Here is a 20,744-nt window from a genome sequence, read left to right as displayed (position 1 = left end):
TGAGAGGGTTCGCAGGAACGCTTCTGCTCGGATGGTCGGGCGAGGCCTGGGAGGGCGGCGGAGGAGACGCGACCGAGGCCGGCCGAACCTCCCGCGTCAGTGCTTGCGCCGGCGCCCCTTCCCACCGCGTGCCGGAGCCGGGCGGTCGGCCACCGGCATCGGTCCCGTTCCCGTGACTCCTGCCCCTGCCGCAGCTGCGGACGTCCCTGTTCCCGGCCGGTCGGCCGAGACCACCAGGGCCGCGAGGGCCGTGGTGACCGGTACCGAGGCGACCAGGCCGATCGAGCCCACCAGCGTGCGCACGATCTCCTCAGCGACCAACTCGCTGTTGGCGACCGTCCCCACGCTGCTCTGGGCGATCGAGAAGAGCAGCAGCAGCGGCAAGGCGGCGCCCGCGTAGGCGAGGACGAGCGTGTTGACGACCGAAGCGATGTGGTCGCGGCCGATGCGGATGCCCGCCCGGTACAGCCCGCGCCAGCCCATCGACGGGTTGGCCTCATGCAGTTCCCAGACCGCCGACGTCTGTGTGACCGTCACGTCGTCCAGGACACCGAGCGAACCGATGATGACGCCGGCGAGCAGCAGACCGCTCATGTCGATCGACGGGTACAGGCCGTGGATCAGTCCGGTGTTGTCGTCCGTATTGCCGGTGAGCGCGGCCCAGCCGATGAACTGCGAACCCAGGACGCCGATCAGGAGCAGTGAGATCAGTGTGCCGAGCACGGCCACGGAGGTCCTGGCCGACAGTCCGTGGCACAGGTACAGGGCGATCAGCATGATGGCGCTCGCCCCGACCACCGCCACGAGCAGAGGATTCGAGCCCTGCAGGATCGCGGGCAGGATGAAGAAGTTCAGGATCATGAAGCTGATGGCCAGCGCGACCAGCGCCATGACACCGCGCAGCCGGCCCACCACCACGACGGCGATGGCGAAGATTCCGGCGAGCAGGGCCATCGGCAGCCTGCGGTTCACGTCGGTGACCGAGTACTGCAGGTCCTTCGGCGCGGAGGGCTCGTACGCGACCACGACCTTCTCGTCCTGGTTCAACTGCCGAGACTGGTCCGGCTGCACGATCTCCGTGAACGTACGGCCCTTGTCCTTGCCGGTGTCGACCCGGATCGTGGCCCGCTTGCAGGTACCGTCCGCCTGCTGCTGGGCGGACGAGCCCTCGGCGGTGGAGGTGTCGCCGGTCGGGGCGTCCCCCGAGGCGTTCACCGACTTGCAGCTGACGCTCTCGACCTTCGTGACCGTCGCCTGCTGCGTCTGCCGGTCGAAACCGACGCCGGTTCGCTCGTGAGCCGGCGCGCCCCCGGGCCACAGCACCGCGAGCCCGACCACCACCGCGACTCCGAACGGGATCAGGATGGCGGCGATGACCTTGCGCAGGTGCTGGGATACGGGGGCGGCCGGACCATGACTGTGGCTGTGACCGTGTGAGTGGCCGTGTCCGCCACCCTCGGAATCCGGTCCTGGCCCGCTGTCACCGGGCCCCTGCCCGCCATCAGAGCCATGGTCGCCGTTGCCGGGACCGAAGCCACGGGGCGGCTCGGGCGGTGGGTACGGAGGCTGATGCGTCGTGGTCACCGCCCGATCATCGCAAGAACGACAGGGGCCCCCTGTTCACCGCGCCCGAATTGACGCTAGCGTGGAGACACCTTTGAACACGCGGGAGCTCGGAGCACCGGGCTGAGAGGGCGCTGACCTCCGTCTCATCCATGTTTCACATGAAACATCGCCACAAGCGAGTGATGTTCCACACGAAATGTTGGCAGACGGAAACCGCTGCGTCGACCGCCGAACCTGGTACCGGGTAATGCCGGCGTAGGGAGTAGGTCACATGACCAACAAGGACACACGCACGCCTGCCTCCGTTCAGGACGAAGAGTCCAAGGAGGCCGGGAAGTCCATCGGCTGGCACAAGGCGTACATCGAGGGCTCGCGCCCCGATCTGCGGGTGCCGGTCCGACAGGTGCACCTCACCAACGGGCGGTCGGTCACGCTGTACGACACGTCCGGCCCGTACACCGATCCGCTGGTCGAGACCGATGTCCGCAGGGGCCTGTCGCCCCTTCGGGAGAACTGGATCGTCGGCCGCGGCGACACCGAGGAGTACGCGGGCCGACCCGCCCTCCCCGAGGACGACGGGATCAAGCACACATCGCCCCGAGGGGGCCTGCGCAATCTCGACGCGGTCTTCCCAGGACGCCCCCGCCTGCCGCGCCGCAGTCGCGACGGGAACGCGGTCACTCAACTCGCGTACGCCCGCCGGGGCGAGATCACACCCGAGATGGAGTACGTGGCCGTCCGGGAGAAGGTTTCCCCCGAGGTGGTCCGGGAGGAGATCGCGGCGGGCAGGGCCGTGCTCCCCGTCAACGTCAACCACCCGGAGATCGAGCCGATGATCATCGGCAAGCGGTTCCTGGTGAAGGTCAACGCCAACATCGGCAACTCCGCGTTGACGTCCTCCATCGAGGAGGAGGTCGAGAAGATGACCTGGGCGACCCGCTGGGGCGCTGACACGGTCATGGATCTGTCCACAGGCCGCAACATCCACACCACCCGCGAGTGGGTGCTGCGTAATTCCCCCGTCCCCATCGGCACGGTGCCGCTCTACCAGGCCCTGGAGAAGGTCAACGGCAGGGCCGAGGATCTGACTTGGGAGATCTACAAGGACACGGTCGTCGAACAGGCCGAGCAGGGCGTGGACTACATGACGGTCCACGCGGGCGTGCGCCTGCCGTACGTGCCGCTGACGGCGAACCGTAAGACCGGCATCGTCTCGCGCGGCGGGTCGATCATGGCCGCGTGGTGCCTCGCGCACCACAAGGAGAGCTTCCTGTACGAGAACTTCGAGGAGCTCTGCGAGATCCTCGCCGCCTACGACGTCACGTACTCGCTCGGCGACGGCCTGCGGCCCGGCTCCATCGCGGACGCCAACGACGAGGCGCAGTTCGCGGAGTTGCGCACGCTCGGGGAACTCAACCGGATCGCGAAGCGTTTCAATGTGCAGACCATGATCGAAGGCCCGGGACATGTCCCGATGCACAAGATCAAGGAGAACATCGACCTTCAGCAGGAGATCTGTGATGAAGCTCCGTTCTATACGCTCGGCCCGCTGACGACGGACGTCGCGCCGGCGTACGACCACATCACTTCCGGCATCGGTGCCGCGATGATCGCCTGGTGGGGCACGGCCATGCTCTGCTATGTCACGCCCAAGGAGCACTTGGGCCTCCCCAACCGTGACGACGTCAAGACCGGCGTCATCACCTACAAGATCGCCGCCCACGCAGCCGACCTCGCCAAGGGGCACCCAGGTGCGCAGGAGTGGGACGACGCCCTGTCCGACGCCCGCTTCGAGTTTCGGTGGGAGGACCAGTTCAACCTCGCCCTGGACCCGGACACGGCACGGGAGTTCCACGACGAGACACTGCCGGCCGAGCCCGCCAAGACGGCTCACTTCTGCTCCATGTGCGGGCCCAAGTTCTGCTCGATGAAGATTAGCAAAAGCATCACAAAGCAGTTCGGCGGTACTGCGGCTGCCGGGGCGACGGCTGAGGAGGTCGCTGAGGGGATGCTCCAGAAGTCCAAGGAGTTCGCGGCTAGCGGGAACAGGGTGTACTTGCCGCTTGCTGACTGAGCGTCCCATGCACCTGGTTTCTGCGCCCCTGACCAGTCCAGGGGCGCAGAAACCACGCACTGTTTCCGCCGGGGCGGTGCGTACGTCAGTCTTCCCTCTGCCTCGTTGCACTTGTCGGCGGAAGCGGAGGTTGGGTGTAGGAGAAGCCAGAGAAGTCTCGTCCTTGGTTCACCTGGCTGTTGAAAGTGCCGCCACTGATCGTGTTCGTTACCTCTCCGTCTCCCGTCCGCACCAACTTCGCCTGCTCCCACCACTGCTGCAGCTCGTGTGAGAACTCCGCGTCCAGTGCAGCACGCACGGCCAACGCTACGCTGAGGGCATTTGCGCGGGAAAGATCGGTCGGTACTTGATCAAGCCGAATCAGCTCAGGTTCTGCAGAGCTCACTCCAGGAGCCGTTGGTGAGTCGTCCTCACCACGCCGAAACGGGCGCTGCACCAGGCCAGTCAACGCACCCCAAACTTGTCGTCCGGCCTCGCCCCCCGCACCTCCTGCCAGAGCCACCAGTACCGATGCCGAGATCGGGTCCATCCCGCACTCCCCTCCTGGTCTAAGTTCCAGTCCTTAAAACGATCCAGTCTCTACGAGAGTTCCTGCCCTCGCAAAAGTTCTTGCGCCATCGAATGATAGGCTCGGGATTGGGTCAGATTTCCCGCATCACGTTCAAGGACCGACAGGTTTAGCAGCACCATACTTTCGCCGCGGCGGTCGTTACTCTCTTGATAGTAATTTCGGGAACGATTCAAAATGTCGCGAGCATCTTGAAATTCACCTGCTCTCATGCGGGCATTTCCCAGATTCATTAGAGCAATAGCCAACCCATGCCGATCTCCCAATTTCTGATAGATTTCAATCGCCTTTTTGAAATGTGGGATCGACTCTTTTATCTTGCCCATTTGTGAAAGTGTCGCCGCGAGACCGGAGTGCCCTGAAGCCTGCTTCCTGCGGTCTCCGCTGAGGTTGTGGTAGTCGATGGATCGAGCGTATGCCTCGGCAGCCTCAATGAACCTTCCTGACTCACGGTGCAAGCTGCCCAAGTTGGTCAGCGCGGTCCCAGTAATCAGTGGATTCTTCGTAGCTTCCCCAATCGCCAGGGCGCGTTTTAGTGCAGCTATTCCCGAATCGGGACCGTTAACGCTTCTCAGGGCCATCCCCAGGGCGATAAGGAGATCGCACTCTGTGTCTACGTTCTGTGCCTTGCGCGCAAGAATGATCCCCTCTTGGAGCATCGGAATCGCCTCATTGAATCGTCCTATACTTGAAAGGGTGAGCCCTACATGGCTGAGAGACCTGGCTTGCCAATCGACATTCTTGGCTTTCCGGGCAGCTCTGAGAGCGGCAGTAGCTACCTTTACCGTGTCAGTCACTCTCCTGCGAAGATCCAGATACAGCCCAAGATTCATAGATATTTGATAGGCGCCATCAAATAGGCCCTCCTGCTCTGCAAGTGATGTTGTCGAAATTAGATTAAATTCCTCGTCCTGAAACCATTCTGAGGCCTCTCCATTCCTGTCGCGGAAGCGACGCACCTCCGCCTTTGATGCTCTATCTCTGAGGATCCAGTCGGCCTTCTCTGATGTATTTGCGTAGTAGTTGATCAGGCGACGAATGGCTTCGCTTCTTCCGTCCGCCTCTTTATTGGATACACCCTTTTCGTCTGCGTAGAGCCGTAGTAGATCGTGCATCCTCCAGCGTCCCCACTTATTGCTGCTCTCGATCAAGTGCGCTCGCGCAAGAAACTCGAGTAGTCGTCCTGTTTCACGCGGCTCACGGCCAATAAGGTTAGATATGGCCTGAGTTGAGACATCTGGACCAGTGTTAATTGGAAGCAAGCGGAATGCGCTTGCATGGTCATCTGGCAGGTTCCTGTATGACAGGTCAAACACCGCGCGAACAGTTCGGTCTTCGCGTTCGAGAGTGTCTAGTCTGGAATGAGAGTCAACCAGCTCGCCGGCCAAATCTCTCACTGGGCGACCTGTGGAGTCTGCAAGAAGTGCCGCAGCTATCTGCAGAGCCAAGGGGAGCCGGCCGCACAATTCGGCTAGCCTAAAAGTTTCCTCGGGCTCTTGGTCTACTCTACTGTCGCGGTCTCCTCTGATTTTCTGTACAACCGAACGAATCAAATTTGTCGAATCTTCTGGTGAAAGGATTTCTAGATCGCAGATTGGGGCGCCCAGGGAAAGCGTGTGTCGGGAGGTGACAAGAGCGGCATTGATTCCATCGCTAGGGAGCAACAGTGACGCCTGATCGGCAGAATCTACATTGTCAATGACTATCAGGATTCTATGCCCGCGTTGGGCGTATGCCGTAAGAGCAGAGCGGTACAATCTGGCGCGATCTTGAGTTTCTTCCGGAATGGATTCATTCGGAACTCCTAGTGAATTTAGCAAACTTCCGAGCGCTTCGCTCGGCTCGATCCGTCGATCTCTGTCGTAACCCATCGGATCGATGAACAGAGCCCCTCCGGGGAACCAGCCGAGTTCTCGTGTGACTCTGTGGGTTACCTGCAAAGCAAGTTCAGTCTTGCCTACCCCGGCCATTCCGGTGATAGCGACTATGGAATCTTCGCTCGAACCAGATGGTGCTAGCTTGTTAATTACTTCGTTTATTTCTTGCTCGCGCCCGGAGAAAGTCGAGGATCGGCGAGGCAATCCTGACAAGGCTGGGATAATTGCCGAGGGCAGTTCAATCGTCACGTTTTGCCCTTGAATTACCGTGTTGAAGTATGTGCCGCCTTTAATCTCGTTATGCATGCGAGCGTCCTTTTCTGGGTTAGAACGGGAAGAGGGTGTGAAGCGGCTGAAAATCTGGTATCGGGCGTGGAATCCGGGTTTGAAGACGCGCTCGTGCGCGGTGTCCTGCACGGGTACGGTCGGGTAAGTGTCTGGCGTGCGACAGGTTGGTCACCTGTAGTTGTGCGTCAGTTGATCGCGCGCGACTAGGGGAGCTGGTTCGGGCATGGCGGCTGAGGCTGCTCGGGGTTCGGAAGAGGGGTTCACGTCGGCGGGGGCGACGCGGGTGATGGTTGCCGCGTGCCGGTCTGCGGGGCTCGATGACAGAGACGCGGATCTGATCCGGCTTGGGGAGAACGCGCTGTTTCGGTTGGCGTCCGCGCCGGTCATCGTGCGTGTGGCGCGTGGGGAAGAGTGGATGCCACGAGCGCAGGTCGAGGTGGGCGTCTCGCGCTGGCTGGCTGATGAGGGGTTTCCGGCTGCTCGTCTCGTTGAAGGGCTGGAACAGCCGTTCCTGATCCACGGGCATCCCGTGACCTTCTGGCGCCTGATCGTGGAGGGGGACCGGAAGGCGACGTACGGAGAGCTGGGCCGGGTGCTGCGCGACCTGCATGCCCTTTACGTGCCGGACGGGCTTGAACTGCCGACCTTCAACCCCTTCCACAAACAAGAGCTGAGGCTCGACCGCGCCGTGGTCCCGCAGGATGACAAGGTCTTCCTGCGTAAGAGGTGGCGTGAACTCAAGGAGCAGTACGGGGAGTTGACCTTCGAGACTGCCAAAGGCCCGGTCCACGGTGACGCCCACGTGCAGAACCTCATGGTGGACGATCAGGGGCAAGTGATCCTGATCGACTTCGAAGCCTTCTGTTTCGATCACCCAGAGTGGGATCTGATGGTCACCGCCACTGAGCATCACAGTCTCGGGTGGCAGACCGACGAGCAGTACGGCGACTTCGTCGCCGCGTATGGGCGCGACCTGTACGACTGGCACGGGTACAACACCCTGCGCAGGATCCAAGAGTTCGGCATGACGACGTGGCTTATGCAGAACGTACAAGAGGATGAGGCGACCGCGGCCGAATATCAGCGCCGTATCGCCGGGCTGCGCAATGATGACGACCCGAGGGACTGGTGCCCCTGGTGACGGGCTAATCGTCGTCCTCCAGACGAGCCATCGCCTCCCGTACCTGCTCGTTGAACGCGGTCACGGTCGGGTTCCCGGCGTGCAGGGCGGTGACCTCCGTCTGGAAGTCTGTGACGTAGCGTCGGAAGCGGGATGACTGGAGTGTGTCGCCGCCGTCCACGGCCAAGCTGGCTGTCGTGACGGCGGCTTCCAACTCTCCGTTCAGCAGGTGGCTTTGAGCGAGCACCATGCGGCAGAACCCGAGGGTGCGGGCGTACTTGGGGTCGGTGTCGTCGACCGCGCGCTGTGCGGCCTTGACCGACTCGCGGCGCATCCTGAGATCTCGGAAGCAGTGGCACAGCTCACCCATAAGTTCTGCTGAGTCGAAGTAGCCCAGCCACGCCGGATCCTCGCCGGTGTCGGCGCGCTCGAAGTGGCGCTCTGCCTCGTTCATGGCTCGGCCGGCGGCGATAGGGTCATCGGCATTGGCACAGGCGCGTGCCTCCATTGCCGAGTTCAGGGCCATTACGCGCGGGGTTGCTCGACCCTTGGCGCCAGCGACGGCCGCGCGAGCAAGTTGGATCGCTTGGGCGTGGTTGCCTAGATAGTTCGCCTGGTGGCTGAGGTTACCGAGGATGCGGGCGCCGAACATTCGGTCGTCGATGACTTGCGACAGGCGCAGCGTGGAGGTCAGGTACTTGTGCGCGAGGCGGTGGTTTCCTGCGTCGTACGCGGTCCAGGCGAGCAACTGTGAGACCTCGGACGCGGCGCTGAAGAGCTCGTTGCCTACGCGCTCGCTGTAGCTGGCATCGAGTAGCGGCAGGACTTCGTGGCGGAAATAGTGGCGCAGCGCTCGGTGGCCGTGGCCTCCGCCGTACTTGAAGTCGAGCTGCATGAACGTGCTGGCGGCTTCTCTGACCGCCCGCACGTCGCGCATGCCGACGCGTTGTGAGGAGGGCCGGTCGGCCTGGATGCCGTCGGGGCGGGCGACGATCCAGGACAGGACGGCGGAGCTGAGGTCGGCCTCCGCAACGACCAGTTGCCCGGGGCTGGGAGTGTCGGCGCGCTCCTGAGCGAGACCGTCCAGCATCGACAGGACGTCGGGGACAGTGCTCGGGTAGCCGACCGCCTGCGGTGCAGAGGGCTCCGACAGGTCGAAAAATCCGAGGTCTCCGGGCGTGATCTTGCGGCGGAGCTTGGTGCTCAGAACATCTGCCATGATCGCGGCCGTGCGGGGCTGGATACCTGAGCCCTCGCGCCATCGCTGTACGGCGACGTGAGTCGTTCCGAGGGAGATGCCACGTTGTGCTGCGGCGTCCTTCATGCGTTTCGCGAGGCCCTTGTTCGAGACCTTCGCTTCGTCCATAGCGGCGATTAACTGCGCGTTCCGCTCTCGGCTCATGCTCCCCTGCCAACCCGAGAAATGACGGCGAGTAACCATCGTGGCACAGCCCACTGACATCAGGGGGTTCATTGGTGAACCCCCTTCCGTTTGCCGGTGTTCACGTGAACCCCCTGGTGAACGCTCCCGGTCACGCACCTTCCGCCGTGTACTGGCTTGCGTGCAGCAAGTAATGACGTGAGGGCCGTCGCCGGCTCGGAAGGGAACGTGATGGATGCGGGGAAAGCCCAGAACGTGGCGAGCGAGTTGGACGCCTACGCCCACTGGTTCGTGGTGCCGGATCCGTGCTCTGGCGGGCACTTCCTGGCGCTGACGCTCTTCGCCGAGTCCAGCGGCACGGCACGCGTCGCGCGCGACACGACCTCCGTGTTTCTTCGAGGCGCGGTAGCAGACGAGATCGTGGACGACGCTCGGTTGGCCGTCTCGGAACTGGTCGGCAATGTGGTGAATCATGCCGTGCCGGATCGCCCTCTGGCCCGTCCGGGTGGGGGTCGGCGTATCGACGTGAAGTTCAAGCTGTATCCGAAGTGGCTCTTCGTCGGGGTCGCGGATGAGGACTCGACTCCTCCGCTGCTTCCCATGGGGGACATGCTCTCGCCGGAGTTGGCGGGGGAGCTGGCCGAAGCGGTCCTACCCGACAGTGGTCGTGGGCTGATGATCGCCCAGCGGGTGGCAACGGCGGTTTGGTGGACGCCGGGAGAACAGGGCGGCAAGACCGTCTGGTGCCGCTTCGACCTGGAGGGCGGGGCTGATTACGGACCCGTCTGATGATCTCCGGGTCGTCGCCATGATGCTTGGCTCCCTCGCGATCGGGAGTTGGCGGCGGCCCGGACACCGGCCGGAGTCTTGACCCACTCCGGCCAGCGGCGCGGCTCCTCCTGCCCATGGGGGCTCCCCTCCCAGCTGAGGGGCCGCGCTTCACAACCGAAAACCGAGACCGGGCCACCCCATCAGCCCTGGAAAGCGAAGGGTGGCCCGGCTGGGAACACGGCGGTTCCCGGTGCCTGATGGTACCGGGGCCGTCGTGCTGCGTTCTGGCCCTGGCACAAGGAAGTTGACGATCCGTTACCTAGATCAGGGCAGAGGTGGACAGGGTGACTGGCTCCGGTGAGGACCGGCTGAACGACGGTCTTGATGTCACGGGTGCTGACTCCGGGCTGTGGGTGTCCGGTGTCGACTACATCGAGGGCTGGCGCGGGGCGCGCAACGCTGCGGACCGGTTGAACAGCGCGCTCCTGAGTGCGGGCTTCGAGCTGTCCGCCGTACGGGCCGTCGCGTCCACGAACGAGGACGGGCGCGGAGTTGTACGCCTGGCGGGCTGGCCGGACGTGGTGGAACGGCTCGCCGGGCTCCTGGAGGCGCTCGCCAATGGCGATGGCGGTGCGCGATGAGGGGTGTTTCCGCGGGTGAGCGGTGCGCGTGGGCACGTCGCCGGCCGCGGAGACTTTGGGCGGTAGCTGCCATGGGGCGAGTGAACAGGGGGCCTTACGCTCGCCAGCGGATCGGGCAGTCCTTGGAGCTGCCCGCAATAGCCCGATCGGCCCCCTGTTCTTCGAGGCTCGCCCCAGGGGAGCTGCCTAAAGTCTCGGCGGTCGTCGACCCCCAGCCCACCACGACCCGGCCTGCGAGGGCGGCTCGACGCCTGGACTCCTTGGGCGTGCTGCGGGTGGGGGCGTCGGGCGACCGGACGGGACCGGCGGCCACGCCGCACGCCCGGCCGAGGCGGCCGGGCGGCCCGGCGCGCCGCAGGCGCGCCCTTGAGGAAGTGAAGGCTGTTTCGACCGATGCCGGTTGGCGCTCAGGTGCGGGCGCGTTGCGCGGGCTGCTTGTCGGCGGTGATCCGGTAGGCGAGTTCGGCACGGTCCGCGCCGAAGCGAAGTTCTTCGAGGAACAGCGGGCGGTCGTCGGTGTCGTGCGTGACGCGGGCGACGTGCAGGATCGGTGTGGCGTCCGGGAGCTTGAGCGTGGTCCGCTCGTCGGGCAGCGGCATGCGGGCGCTCACCGTCTCGGTCCATGTCAGCTGGCCGTCCTGGGTGAGCAAGCGGTAGATGGCTGCTGGGCGCGTGCGGGGCTCCTCTGCAAGCATCCGGATGCCGTCCGCGGCCTCGAAGGGGATCAGTGTGCGGTGCATCGCGCGCGTGCCGGTGCCTGGATCGATGAGCAATCGGTCGCACCCGAACAGGGCTTCTTCCTCGTCGAGTTGGAGGAGTCGGCCGGTGACCTTCGTTGTGCGGGTGCGGTAGGTGCTCGGCTCCTCGGCCTCCTGCCAGATGTCGCCGTTAGGCATCACGAATTTGCCCTCGGCGGTGCGGCTGATGCGGCGTTCGATGATGAGCAAAGGCTGTCCGCTGGAGCGTACGAAGCTGCCCTTGCCGTGGCGGACGTCGATGAGACCTTCCGCGCGCAGTGCCGCGATGGCGTTGCGGACGGTCGGCCGCGAAACGCCGTAGCGGGCCATGAGCTGAGCTTCGGATGGCAACAGGGAGTCGGGCGCGAACTCGCCGGACAGGATCGCCTCTCGGATCGCGGCGGCCACCTGTTGGTAGAGGGCTCCGGGGCGCTGGATCTCTGACATCTCGGCATCTCCGGGGTGAGGTCGTAGGCACGTCGCACGCGCGACATCACTCGTCAGCATAAGCAGTTGCACTCCTGCCGTACAGCGCCTCATAGTCGTAACTCGTAAGGACAAGTGACGTCAGTACATCACTGACTTTCTGACTGGCCAGGGAGGCCAACACAATGCAGTCCATTCCCGTGGACACGGCGCGGCTCGGCGTACTGCGGTGCGCCATCGCGCCCGAAGCAAAGCTCACCAACCCCGACACGCAGGAGGTGAAGAGGGACCGGGACGGCAACCCGGTCTGGACCGTGGCGGTCACCGTGCGACAGGACCGACGCCGTATCTCCGTCATCGAGATCGCCGTGAGCGGCCAGCCGAAAGGAATCGAGGAAGGACAGATCGTCCGCGTTACCGGCCTGACCGCGTTCATGTGGGCGATGGGCGACCGGCACGGCGTCAGCTTCCGTGCGGACGCGATCACCCCGGAGCGCGGAACTCCCATGCAGGGCAAGGGCGGTGACGCGTGATGGGACCGACCCTGCTTGCGCTCGGCCTCGCCGTGCTGGCCTGGCTGCTCGTCATCGGCGACCTGGTGCGCCGGCGCCGCCCGGCCTGGCACTGGTACCTCGTCGGCTACCCGGTCACCGCGTGCCGGGTGCTGGCGACCTGGCGCAAGGTCGCCATGCTCAACGACCTCGCCGTCTCCCGACGCCCGCCGCGCGGGCTGCTCGGGGACCTGGTCGTCAAGGGCGATCCGCTGCGGCCGGTGGCTCCTCGGATCTCCTTCCCGCGCTCCACCCGCATGGGCCTGACCGTGAGCGTGCGGCTGCACGCGGGGCAGACTCCGGCGACGTACATGAAGGCGGCTGACGCGCTGGTGCACGCGTGGAAGGTGCACGCGGTGCGGGTGACGTCGCCGGAACGCGGCCTGGTTCTACTGACCGCCATGGCCAGCGACCCGCTTCAGCGGCCCGGCTTAGCCACCGCACCTGCCGAGTTGCTGTCCGCACTCATCGGTGCCCTGGAGAGCGATGGTGCCTGGGTGATGAACCTGCGGCTCGTCCCGCACTGGCTCGTCGCCGGGGCCACCCGATCGGGCAAGTCCACCCTGTTGGCCCGGCTCATCACCCAACTCGCCCCGCAGCCGGTCGCCCTGGTCGGCATCGACTGCAAGGGCGGCATGGAACTCGGGCTGTTCGTAGGGCGGTTGAGCGCGCTGGCGACGTGCAGGCGCGAAGCGGTCGCCGTACTCTCCGCGCTCGTCGTCGACATGCAGGACCGGATGAGCGTGTGCCGGTCGGCCGGAGTGCGCTCGACCTGGGAGCTCCCCGACAAGCTACGGCCCATACCGGTCGTGGTGCTCGTGGACGAGATCGCGGAGCTGTATCTGTCCGACGGCACGCGGGAGGGCAAGGCAGAGGCAGAGCAGTGCTCCACGCTGCTGCTGCGCCTGGCCCAACTCGGGGCCGCGCTCGGCCTGCACCTGGTCGTTGCCGGCCAACGGGTCGGCTCCGACCTCGGCCCCGGCGTTACTGCCCTGCGCGCACAACTCGGCGGCCGGATCTGCCACCGCGTCAACGACCCCGGCACCGCCGAGATGACGTTGGGCGACCTCAACAAGGACGCCGTCGCGGTCGCGCAGGCGATCACAGCGGAGGAACGGGGCGTGGCCGTGTGTACCGGCCCGGACGGCGGCTGGAGCCGTGCCCGCTCACACATGACGCCGACGGATGAGGCCGTAGCGACGTCCCGGAAGCACTCCGCCCTGACCCCGGAACTGCCCGCCGTAGACCGCGCTCTTGCGGTGCTGGAAGGAGACGTCAAGTGATCAGCGAAGGAACGGCGTTCACGTTCGCGGTGATCTTCGGGATCATCACCGTCCTCCTCGTCCGCTCCCGCGACGTGCGCGCCTGGGAGGCGGTCTGCGTCGGCCTCTTCGGCGTCTACCTCGGCCAGACCCCCGTGATCTACACCGTCCACGGTCTCGTGACCTGGTTCGTCAGCGGCTTCTCCCACACCTGAGCAGGAAGGACACGACGTCATGCCTATGCCTCGCGTGAGGTGCCCGCACTGCAAGGGCGATGGGGCCCGGAGGACGTGGACCGGACGGCTGCGGCGCTGCCGCGTCTGCCGGGGCGCCGGCACCATCCGATAAACCCACCGCACCACTGATCAGGAAGGACGTGGTTCCCATGACCACCGGCGCACCACCAACTATCCGTGCCGCTACGGCGGCCCACCGCGGAAGGTCACCACCATCACTCCGGAGTTCACCCCGGCTGACAGGCGCGCCGCCCTCGACCGCGCGGCGCGCCTGCGTCAGCTCCCCGAAGCAGACCGCGACGCAATCCGCATCGCCCAAGACCCCGACTTCCGCCGCTGGCTGGACCAGATCACCGCAACTGGCGGCTGCTCCCACCCCGTCCACCTGACCGGCTCCACCACCGTCCTGGATGGGGCAACCGGCGAGATACTCCGCCACTACGACACCCGCAGCGAACCCGGCGAACGCCTCCTCGTCCGCTGCCGCAACCGCCGCGCGACCATCTGCCCGGCCTGCTCCCGGCTCCACGCAGGCGACACCTTCCACCTCGTCCGCGCGGGCCTCCTCGGCGGCAAGAACGTCCCCGCCACTGTCCGCACCCGGCCCCGCCTGTTCGTCACCCTCACCGCCCCGTCCTTCGGGCCGGTCCACCGGACTGGGGAACTGTGCCGGCCTCGTCGCGGTGGCGGTGCCTGCACGCACGGCCGTTCCCTCGGCTGCGGCGCCGTTCACGGCGTGGCAGATTTACTCGTTGGCCAACCTCTCTGCCCGGAGTGTTACGACTACACCGGCCACGTGCTGTGGCACGCGCACGCCTCCAAGCTGTGGGACCGCTTTGTCATCGACGTCCGACGCCGTCTCGCCTCCTCGGCCAGCATCGTGCAGTCCCGCTTCGCCCAGCACGCGCGGTTGTCCTTCGCCCGCGTCGCCGAGTACCAGAAGCGGGCGGCGGTCCACGTGCACGCCGTCGTCCGGCTCGACGGCCCGGACGGACCGGCTGATGATCCCCCGGCCTGGGGCACTGCCGACCGGCTCACCGATGCCGTGCGGGCTTCGGCCGGTCGGGTCCTGGTCCGCACCCCGTACAGCCCTGCCGTGGGTGAACTGGTGTTGCGCTGGGGATCCCAGATCGACATCCGGCAACTGCGCGCCGACAGTGACGGGCCCGACGATGACGCCGTAGCCGCGTACGTCGCCAAGTACGTCACCAAAGGGGCGAGAGAGACAGGCGCCGGCACTGACCACAAGCTCATGGCCTCGGCCGACATCGACACGGCACCCGTGAGCGGACACGTCCGCGACCTCATGCGCACCTGCTGGCGCCTCGGCGGCCTCCCCGAGTACGCGCCCCTGCACCTGCGCACCTGGGCCCACACGCTCGGTTACCGGGGCCACATCCTGACCAAGTCGCGTGCGTACTCGACGACGTACGCGGCACTCCGCGCTGAACGCGCACACCACGTCGGCCACCTCGACATGCCCGACACGATCACGGATGCCCACTGGCGCTACGTCGGCTCCGGCCACACCCCCGGTGCAGCACTGATCGCCGCCGGAGTCGCCGAAGAACTCGCCTTGAATCGAGTTGCCGCGCGCGAATCCCTCCCGGCTGGCGGTGATGCCGTCTGAGTGTGCCTTCGAGTAGGGCAGACAGAGCGGAGCGAGAGAAAGCGGCAGTGCAGGCGTGGATCGAGCGGCAGCTACGCGAGTCTCCCCCGCTCTCCGATGATCAGTTGCGGAGCGTGGGGGAGATCCTCGGGCTTCGGCTCATCCGGAGGTCCGCCACACAGGCTTGAGCAGATCGGGATCGAACGTCTTGTTGCCTTTCCCCCCAGGCGAGGCGATCACTGTGCTCAGCACTTTCTTGATCGCCTCGCGCTTCTGCGTGATGGTCTTCGACCCCCACGACTTCCTGACGTCCTCCTTGGCCTCGTCGGCCTCGGCCTTCAAGGCCTCGTGCGCCTTCTCGGCTGCGCGCAGCTCTTTGATCCGCCGTTCGAGGACAGGGAGGTTGCGGAAGAACGTCTCATCGTCGATGTCCGTGTCCTCGTCGTCGTGCCAACGGCGCTCCAGTTCCCGGCGGCTCTGGAGGGTCCGTTCCAGCACATCGGCCTTGTCCCAGTCCGGCACTTCCTGAGCCTTGGTGGCGGCGTCCCGCTCCAGCTTGGCGATCACCAGTTCCTCGATGGCCTCGTCCGTCTTGTCGCCACGCTTGTACGTCTTGTTGCAGCCACCGTCGACGGTCTTCTTGCACATGTAGGCGTGCTTGTACTTGAGCCAGTCGTTCGCCTTGATACCGATCATCTTGTTGTTGCAGACCGTGCCGTCCTCCAGGACGTTGCCGCACCGCAGGATGTTGGTCAGCAGGTACTTGTGGACCAAGCCACCGCGCGGCATCCCCGTGCCGCCGCCCCGCTCCCTGATCTTGGCCGTGACAGCGAACCACTGCTTCGGGGTGATGATCGCTTCCCACTCGCCCACGATGGGCTGTTCGTCGCCGTCGCGAACGATCTCACCGTTGATCTCGCGGTAACCGCAGAGACGGGCATTCACCAGGACCTGCTTCACCGTCTGGTACTGGAAGGGATTGCCGCGGCTCGTGATGAACCCGGCCTCCTTCCACTGCCGGGTGATCTCCGAGATGGACGCTCCGCCGATCACGTCGTGCACGGCCTTCCGGATGGCCTCGGCCTCCTCCGGACGCAACGTAACCTTGTCGTCGTCCCACCCGAAGGGACGCCAAGCCGCTACCGCCTGTCCGCGAATGGCCCGGCTGCGGTGGCTGTTCCTGCTGCGCCGCTGCTTCTTCCTCGTCTCGCTGAGGGACATGGCGACTCCCACGAGTCCCTTGATCTCGAACCCCTCGGCGTACAGGTCCTGGAGGCCGTTCGAGTCGTGGTACACGCGACCCTCGTGTGAGGTGAACGCCTTCAAGTACCGCTCCCAGTCGCTCGGGCGCCGGTACAGGCGGTCGTCGTTCACGGCCATGACGCCGTGGACCGGGTACCCCTCCGGAGTCGTCCCCGCGGCAAGATCGGCGATGAGCTGCTCGAAGTCGTCGCGAACGACGCTCTCCTTGCTGGCGCTCTTGTCGTTGTCCGTGTAGCGGTAGACGACCAGCCACCTGAATCTACGGGCGGTGTCGGTCATGTCGCGGTGCTGATCCTCGATGCCGTGGGCGTCCTTCACCCGGCCGTCGAACGAGATCCGTGCGTAGCACACGACGCACTTGAGATTCGGATCGGCGGCCAGCATGGCGCGTACCTCCTCGACGGACGGCAGTCCGTCGGGCACCCCTCGCAGCTTGCTGACCAGCTCTTCGCGCTTGCCCACGGTGTTCCCCCTCGGTCCATGTCTGGGCTGCTGGAACGACCGTAGCGCATGTGGGGTTCTAGTAATGCTCTACTCGATGAAGATCTCCCACGACATCCGTCGCCGCCACGGTGGAAGCCCGGAGGAGATCGAGGAGGGCATGGTCCAGAAGTCGAAGGAGTTCGCGGCGGCGGGCAACCGCGTGTATCTGCCGATCACGGACTGACCCGGCAGCCCTTCCGGACAGGCGGGGCTGGAGCACCCACTGCTACGCCCGGCTGAGGTACCTCAGATGGCCGTAGGGGATGGCGGACGCCGGCTCGTCGGGCGGAGCCCGATGCCGGGTCGTCGGCTTGCGCTCCCCTGGGTGGGGGCGCAAGCCGAGGGGCTGTGCCGGCTGCTACTCCGGCTTGTGATCCGGCCCCCCGAAGTCCGGGCTGGAGTAGTCCGGGCTCGTGAAGCTCGGGCGCGCGCTGCCGGAGCCGTCGTCCGGGCTGCTGAAGCCGGGCCGGCCGTAGCCCAGGTGCGGCATGCGGCTGGTCGGCGCCGGTGGTGACGTACGGCCCAGTGTGGCGGTGCCGGGGTCCGCGAGCGCCTCTCGCAGAAACGGCAGGATGCCGCGCTCCAGCAGGGCCTCGCGCCAGGATTCCCTGGCCCGGGTCACCTCCGCGCTTATCTCGCCGTACGGTCCGGCGGCGAGCGCGGGCCTGTTGCGCAGGGCGGTGAGCAGCAGCCCGACGGCGGCGACGAGGATCGCGGCTGCTGTCACGGCGCCGAACACCCATCCGGTGGTGAGCATGGTCTGGGCGAACGCCGGCTCGGGGTCGAGCATCTTCAGGATGTAGCCCACGAGCAGAAAGATCGCCGCGGCGGTTCCGGCAAGGACGGGTGCCAGGACCGCGACGACGGCGATGGCGCCCGCGCCGGCGGTCTCGGCGACCTCTCCCATGGTGGTGGCGAGCCCCATCGCGCCGGTGTCCGGATCCGCGGATCCGGTTTCGCGGTTGGACGACGGGGTGGACGGCGCGGGGTGGCGCAGTTCCTCGCGGACCTTCACGTAGTGCTGGTACTCGGTCGCCGCGGCCGCCGTGATGAGTGCGGTGGCGTTGAGCGCCATGGTGCGCAGCTGTTCCGGATTGAGCCGTTGTCCGACAGCGGTCAGTTCCGGGTGGTGTGGTGCGGAGCGCAGCGCCTCATCGAGGATCCGCTCGTATTCCTGGCGGTCCTCGCTCAGCAGGTGCTGCGGAACGCTGTTCATGTGCATCCCCCGATGCTCCGTAGGGCTTGGGGCTCGCACGCTGACGAGCCGTCGGGCAGAAACGGAGGGGAGCCTGCTACGGATAAGCCGATGGTAGAGCGATGACGGCACGGCGTGACAGGGGGTTTACCGAAAATGCCCCGTGGCCAGTGCCGTCGTCTGTCGGTCCTCCGTGGGGGAACGCCTGCCCTGTGAACGCTCAGATATCCAGCGGCAGTTGCTGGACCAGCAGCTTTCCGGCCATGGTCACGCCGCCGTCCATCCCGATGGCGAGTCCGTCGGCGTAGAGATGCGGTCCCTCGACCACGGGACCGGAGGAGTCCTCGCCGTCCTCGGCGCCGACCTCGCCCAGGAGGTACGGGATGGGGCTGTGGCCATGAACGATCCGGGTGCCACCGTACATATCGAGCAAAGAACGCACATGGTCGGCGCCGCCTTCGTCGCGGAAGGAGAAGCGCCTGGTGAGCTTGCGGAACACGTCCCACACCTCGTCCGCGTCATTGCGCGCGATCGTCTCGCGGACGGTGTCGTTGACCGCTTCGATCGAGTCGCCGTAGTCGAGGTAGGCGGTGGTGTCGGAGTGGACGAGCAGATGGCCGTCGACCTCCTCCATGGCATCGAGGCGGGCCATCCACTGCAGATGGTGGTCCTGGAGACGGTCCATGTCGGTCTTCTGACCGCCGTTGAGCAGCCAGGCCGCCTGGAAGGTGGCGGTGCCCGCGCCTGAGTTGACGGGGGTGTCGCCGAACCGCTTGGCGCCGAGCAGCAGCAGCTCGTGGTTGCCCATGAGCGCCTTGCAGTAGCCGCCGGCCGCGGCGGCCTCGGCGGACAGCCGCATCACGAGGTCGATGACGCCGATGCCGTCCGGGCCGCGGTCGGTGAAGTCGCCGAGGAACCACAGCCTGGCGGTGCCCGCGCACCAGTTGCCCGCGGCGTCGAGGAGCTCCTTCTCCTGGAGGGCGCCCACCAGCTCGTCGAGATAGCCGTGCACGTCTCCGACGACGAACAGCGGACCGGGACCGGCCGTCGGCTGCGGGGCCGGGACGGACTCGGGGTCGACGGCCGTCTGAAGCGTGTCCCCCCGGTTGATGACCGGCAGGTCGCGCTCCGTGGGGGTGTAGCCCTCCGGGTGCTCCACCGGTTCCTCGACCGGGCTGATCGTGTCACCGGTGTGCACGCCCTGCGGGTACGGACCGGTCTCATGGACGTACGCGGGCACCCGGAAGTCGCGCAACGTCGCCGTCCGCTCCACCTCGGGTCCCTGACCGGCCCCCTGAGTCATCAGACCCCTCCACCATCGCGCCGCATCTGCACCGCATCGGACTGCCTGGTCGCAGCGGCCCGCGGTGTCGTGGGCCCATCATAGGAATGCGGATCGCGCCGTGTGATGACCCAGGGGTGGTGAATCGAAGCAAGACTCCAGTTCATCGCGGCTTTCGCCCCGATTGGGCAGGTCTTCGGCCACCCCGTGACCAACGTCGCAGCGCCCTGCGACGGCCCTTGCCCCGTCCCCTTGCACGCGCGTGCCGTCCGCCCGGCCGCTGCGGAGCTACTCCTCCTCGGGCGACCGCGGCGGGCTGACCGTCGTCCGCGGCGGCCGCCGCTGGGACGAGGTACGCACGATCAGTTCGGTCGGTATCACCTGCTCGACCGGCTGGTCCGACTCGACCCCCTCGATGGCGTCGATGAGGAGCTGGACGACGGCCGTGCCGATACGGCGCGGCTTCAGGGAGAGCGTGGTGACCGGCGGCTCGGTGTTGGCGTACACGGTGGATTCGCTGCAACACACCAGAAGCAGGTCGTCCGGTACGCGCAGTCCGTAGCGGCGGGCCGCGGCGAGCAGGTCGGTGCCGTTCGGGTCGAAGAGACCGTAGACCGCGTCGGGGCGGTCGGGCCGGGCGAGCAGTCGGTCGGCGGCTACGGCGCCCGCGCACGGATCGTGCGCGGGATAGGCCTCGTACACCGGATCCTGGCCCACACGCTCGCACCAGCGCAGGTAAGCGGTGGTCGACAGATGGGTGTACGTGTCCGTGGAGGTCCCGGTCAGCAGGCCGATACGGCGGGCGCCGGCGTCGGCCAGGTGGTCGAGGATGCCGAGTACGGCGGCCTCGTGGTCGTTGTCGACCCAGGCGGTGACCGGGAGCGCGCCGGCCGGGCGGCCGTCGGAGACGACCGGTAAACCCTGCCGGACCAGTTCGCTGACGACCGGGTCCTGGTCGGAGGGGTCGATGACGACGGTGCCGTCGAGGGCGACGTTCGACCACACGTCGTGGCGGGAGGTCGCGGGGAGGATGACGAGGGCGTAGCCGCGGGCGAGCGCGGCCGAGGTGGCGGCCCGTGCCATCTCCGCGAAGTACGCGAACTCGGTGAAGGTGAAAGGTTCATCCCCGTACGTCGTCACGGTCAGACCGATCAGTCCGGACTTGCCGGTACGGAGTGTGCGGGCGGCGGCCGACGGCCGGTAACCCAGCCGGTCGGCGACCTCTCGGACATGGCGTCGGGTGGCGTCCGGGAGCCTGCCCTTCCCGTTGAGGGCGTCGGAGACGGTCGTGATGGACACTCCGGCGGCGGCGGCAACGTCTCTGATGCCCGCTCGTCCCGGCCGACTGCCTCGCCGTGAGGTTTCCGCGCGGCTCACCTGGTGCTTCCCTGCTGCTGTCATGGCGAGCCGATAG

17 protein-coding genes are annotated in these 20,744 nt (G+C 66.2%); 9 read left to right on the top strand and 8 right to left on the bottom strand.

What is annotated here, in order from left to right; translation table 11 throughout:
* Positions 1–96 precede the first annotated feature (96 nt).
* A complete protein-coding gene (locus AB0H86_RS03860; RefSeq protein ID WP_362432597.1) occupies positions 97–1,584 on the bottom strand; it encodes a YibE/F family protein in 1,488 nt (495 codons plus the stop codon).
* A 253-nt stretch (positions 1,585–1,837) separates the two neighbouring features.
* On the opposite strand from AB0H86_RS03860, the gene thiC reads away from it, so the two are divergent.
* On the top strand, positions 1,838–3,640 hold the full coding sequence (thiC, locus tag AB0H86_RS03855; protein ID WP_362432595.1) for a phosphomethylpyrimidine synthase ThiC: 1,803 nt from the start codon (positions 1,838–1,840) through the stop codon (positions 3,638–3,640).
* 579 nt (positions 3,641–4,219) lie between these two features.
* Here thiC and AB0H86_RS03850 read toward each other — a convergent pair.
* Positions 4,220–6,391, bottom strand: coding sequence for a tetratricopeptide repeat protein (locus tag AB0H86_RS03850; RefSeq protein ID WP_362432593.1), 2,172 nt, complete (start codon positions 6,389–6,391; stop codon positions 4,220–4,222).
* Positions 6,392–6,596: 205 nt separating this feature from the next.
* Here AB0H86_RS03850 and AB0H86_RS03845 point away from each other — a divergent pair, with 205 nt between their 5' ends.
* Positions 6,597–7,514, top strand: a complete 918-nt coding sequence (locus AB0H86_RS03845; RefSeq protein WP_362432591.1) for an aminoglycoside phosphotransferase family protein — start codon at positions 6,597–6,599, stop codon at positions 7,512–7,514.
* A gap of 4 nt (positions 7,515–7,518) precedes the next feature.
* Here the strand turns inward: AB0H86_RS03845 and AB0H86_RS03840 are convergent, their stop codons facing one another.
* Entirely contained in the window at positions 7,519–8,895 is a 1,377-nt protein-coding gene (locus tag AB0H86_RS03840; RefSeq protein WP_362432588.1) for a sporulation protein, read from the bottom strand.
* A gap of 210 nt (positions 8,896–9,105) precedes the next feature.
* On the opposite strand from AB0H86_RS03840, the gene AB0H86_RS03835 reads away from it, so the two are divergent.
* Positions 9,106–9,663: an ATP-binding protein gene (locus tag AB0H86_RS03835; protein ID WP_362433647.1), complete on the top strand. Its 558-nt coding sequence runs from the start codon at positions 9,106–9,108 to the stop codon at positions 9,661–9,663.
* Between the two features lie 326 nt (positions 9,664–9,989).
* Complete coding sequence (locus AB0H86_RS03830) at positions 9,990–10,286, top strand: hypothetical protein (RefSeq protein WP_362432586.1); 297 nt, start codon at positions 9,990–9,992, stop codon at positions 10,284–10,286.
* A 407-nt stretch (positions 10,287–10,693) separates the two neighbouring features.
* Here AB0H86_RS03830 and AB0H86_RS03825 read toward each other — a convergent pair whose 3' ends face one another.
* Entirely contained in the window at positions 10,694–11,470 is a 777-nt protein-coding gene (locus tag AB0H86_RS03825) for a GntR family transcriptional regulator (protein ID WP_362432583.1), read from the bottom strand.
* A 164-nt stretch (positions 11,471–11,634) separates the two neighbouring features.
* On the opposite strand from AB0H86_RS03825, the gene AB0H86_RS03820 reads away from it, so the two are divergent.
* The 4 genes from AB0H86_RS03820 to AB0H86_RS03805 all read left to right on the top strand — a co-directional run bounded on the left by AB0H86_RS03820 (position 11,635) and on the right by AB0H86_RS03805 (position 15,128).
* Positions 11,635–11,982: a hypothetical protein gene (locus AB0H86_RS03820; protein ID WP_362432581.1), complete on the top strand. Its 348-nt coding sequence runs from the start codon at positions 11,635–11,637 to the stop codon at positions 11,980–11,982.
* Positions 11,982–13,283: an FtsK/SpoIIIE domain-containing protein gene (locus AB0H86_RS03815; RefSeq protein ID WP_362432578.1), complete on the top strand. Its 1,302-nt coding sequence runs from the start codon at positions 11,982–11,984 to the stop codon at positions 13,281–13,283. The genes AB0H86_RS03820 and AB0H86_RS03815 overlap by 1 nt, the downstream gene beginning before the upstream one ends.
* Complete coding sequence (locus AB0H86_RS03810) at positions 13,280–13,477, top strand: hypothetical protein (protein ID WP_362432576.1); 198 nt, start codon at positions 13,280–13,282, stop codon at positions 13,475–13,477. Before AB0H86_RS03815 ends, AB0H86_RS03810 begins: the two co-directional genes overlap by 4 nt.
* Before the next feature lie 235 nt (positions 13,478–13,712).
* Positions 13,713–15,128 carry a replication initiator gene (locus tag AB0H86_RS03805; protein ID WP_362433645.1) on the top strand — a complete coding sequence of 472 codons (1,416 nt, stop codon included), beginning with the start codon at positions 13,713–13,715 and terminating at the stop codon, positions 15,126–15,128.
* Between the two features lie 138 nt (positions 15,129–15,266).
* On the opposite strand, the gene AB0H86_RS03800 is transcribed toward AB0H86_RS03805, so the two are convergent.
* On the bottom strand, positions 15,267–16,832 hold the full coding sequence (locus AB0H86_RS03800) for a recombinase family protein (protein WP_362432573.1): 1,566 nt from the start codon (positions 16,830–16,832) through the stop codon (positions 15,267–15,269).
* 76 nt (positions 16,833–16,908) lie between these two features.
* Here AB0H86_RS03800 and AB0H86_RS03795 point away from each other — a divergent pair, with 76 nt between their 5' ends.
* Positions 16,909–17,037, top strand: coding sequence for a hypothetical protein (locus AB0H86_RS03795; protein WP_362433734.1), 129 nt, complete (start codon positions 16,909–16,911; stop codon positions 17,035–17,037).
* Between the two features lie 174 nt (positions 17,038–17,211).
* Here AB0H86_RS03795 and AB0H86_RS03790 read toward each other — a convergent pair whose 3' ends face one another.
* From AB0H86_RS03790 to AB0H86_RS03780, 3 genes are all read right to left on the bottom strand, one after another.
* Positions 17,212–18,075, bottom strand: a complete 864-nt coding sequence (locus tag AB0H86_RS03790) for a hypothetical protein (protein WP_362432571.1) — start codon at positions 18,073–18,075, stop codon at positions 17,212–17,214.
* A gap of 193 nt (positions 18,076–18,268) precedes the next feature.
* Positions 18,269–19,351, bottom strand: coding sequence for a metallophosphoesterase (locus tag AB0H86_RS03785; protein ID WP_362432569.1), 1,083 nt, complete (start codon positions 19,349–19,351; stop codon positions 18,269–18,271).
* 267 nt (positions 19,352–19,618) lie between these two features.
* Positions 19,619–20,731, bottom strand: a complete 1,113-nt coding sequence (locus tag AB0H86_RS03780) for a LacI family DNA-binding transcriptional regulator (protein WP_362432566.1) — start codon at positions 20,729–20,731, stop codon at positions 19,619–19,621.
* Between the last annotated feature and the right edge of the window lie 13 nt (positions 20,732–20,744).

Source organism: Streptomyces sp. NPDC050997, assembly GCF_040660135.1.
Classification (GTDB): domain Bacteria; phylum Actinomycetota; class Actinomycetes; order Streptomycetales; family Streptomycetaceae; genus Streptomyces.
Note: the sequence above shows the minus strand (reverse complement) of the source record. Positions and strands in the feature narration are given on the sequence as shown.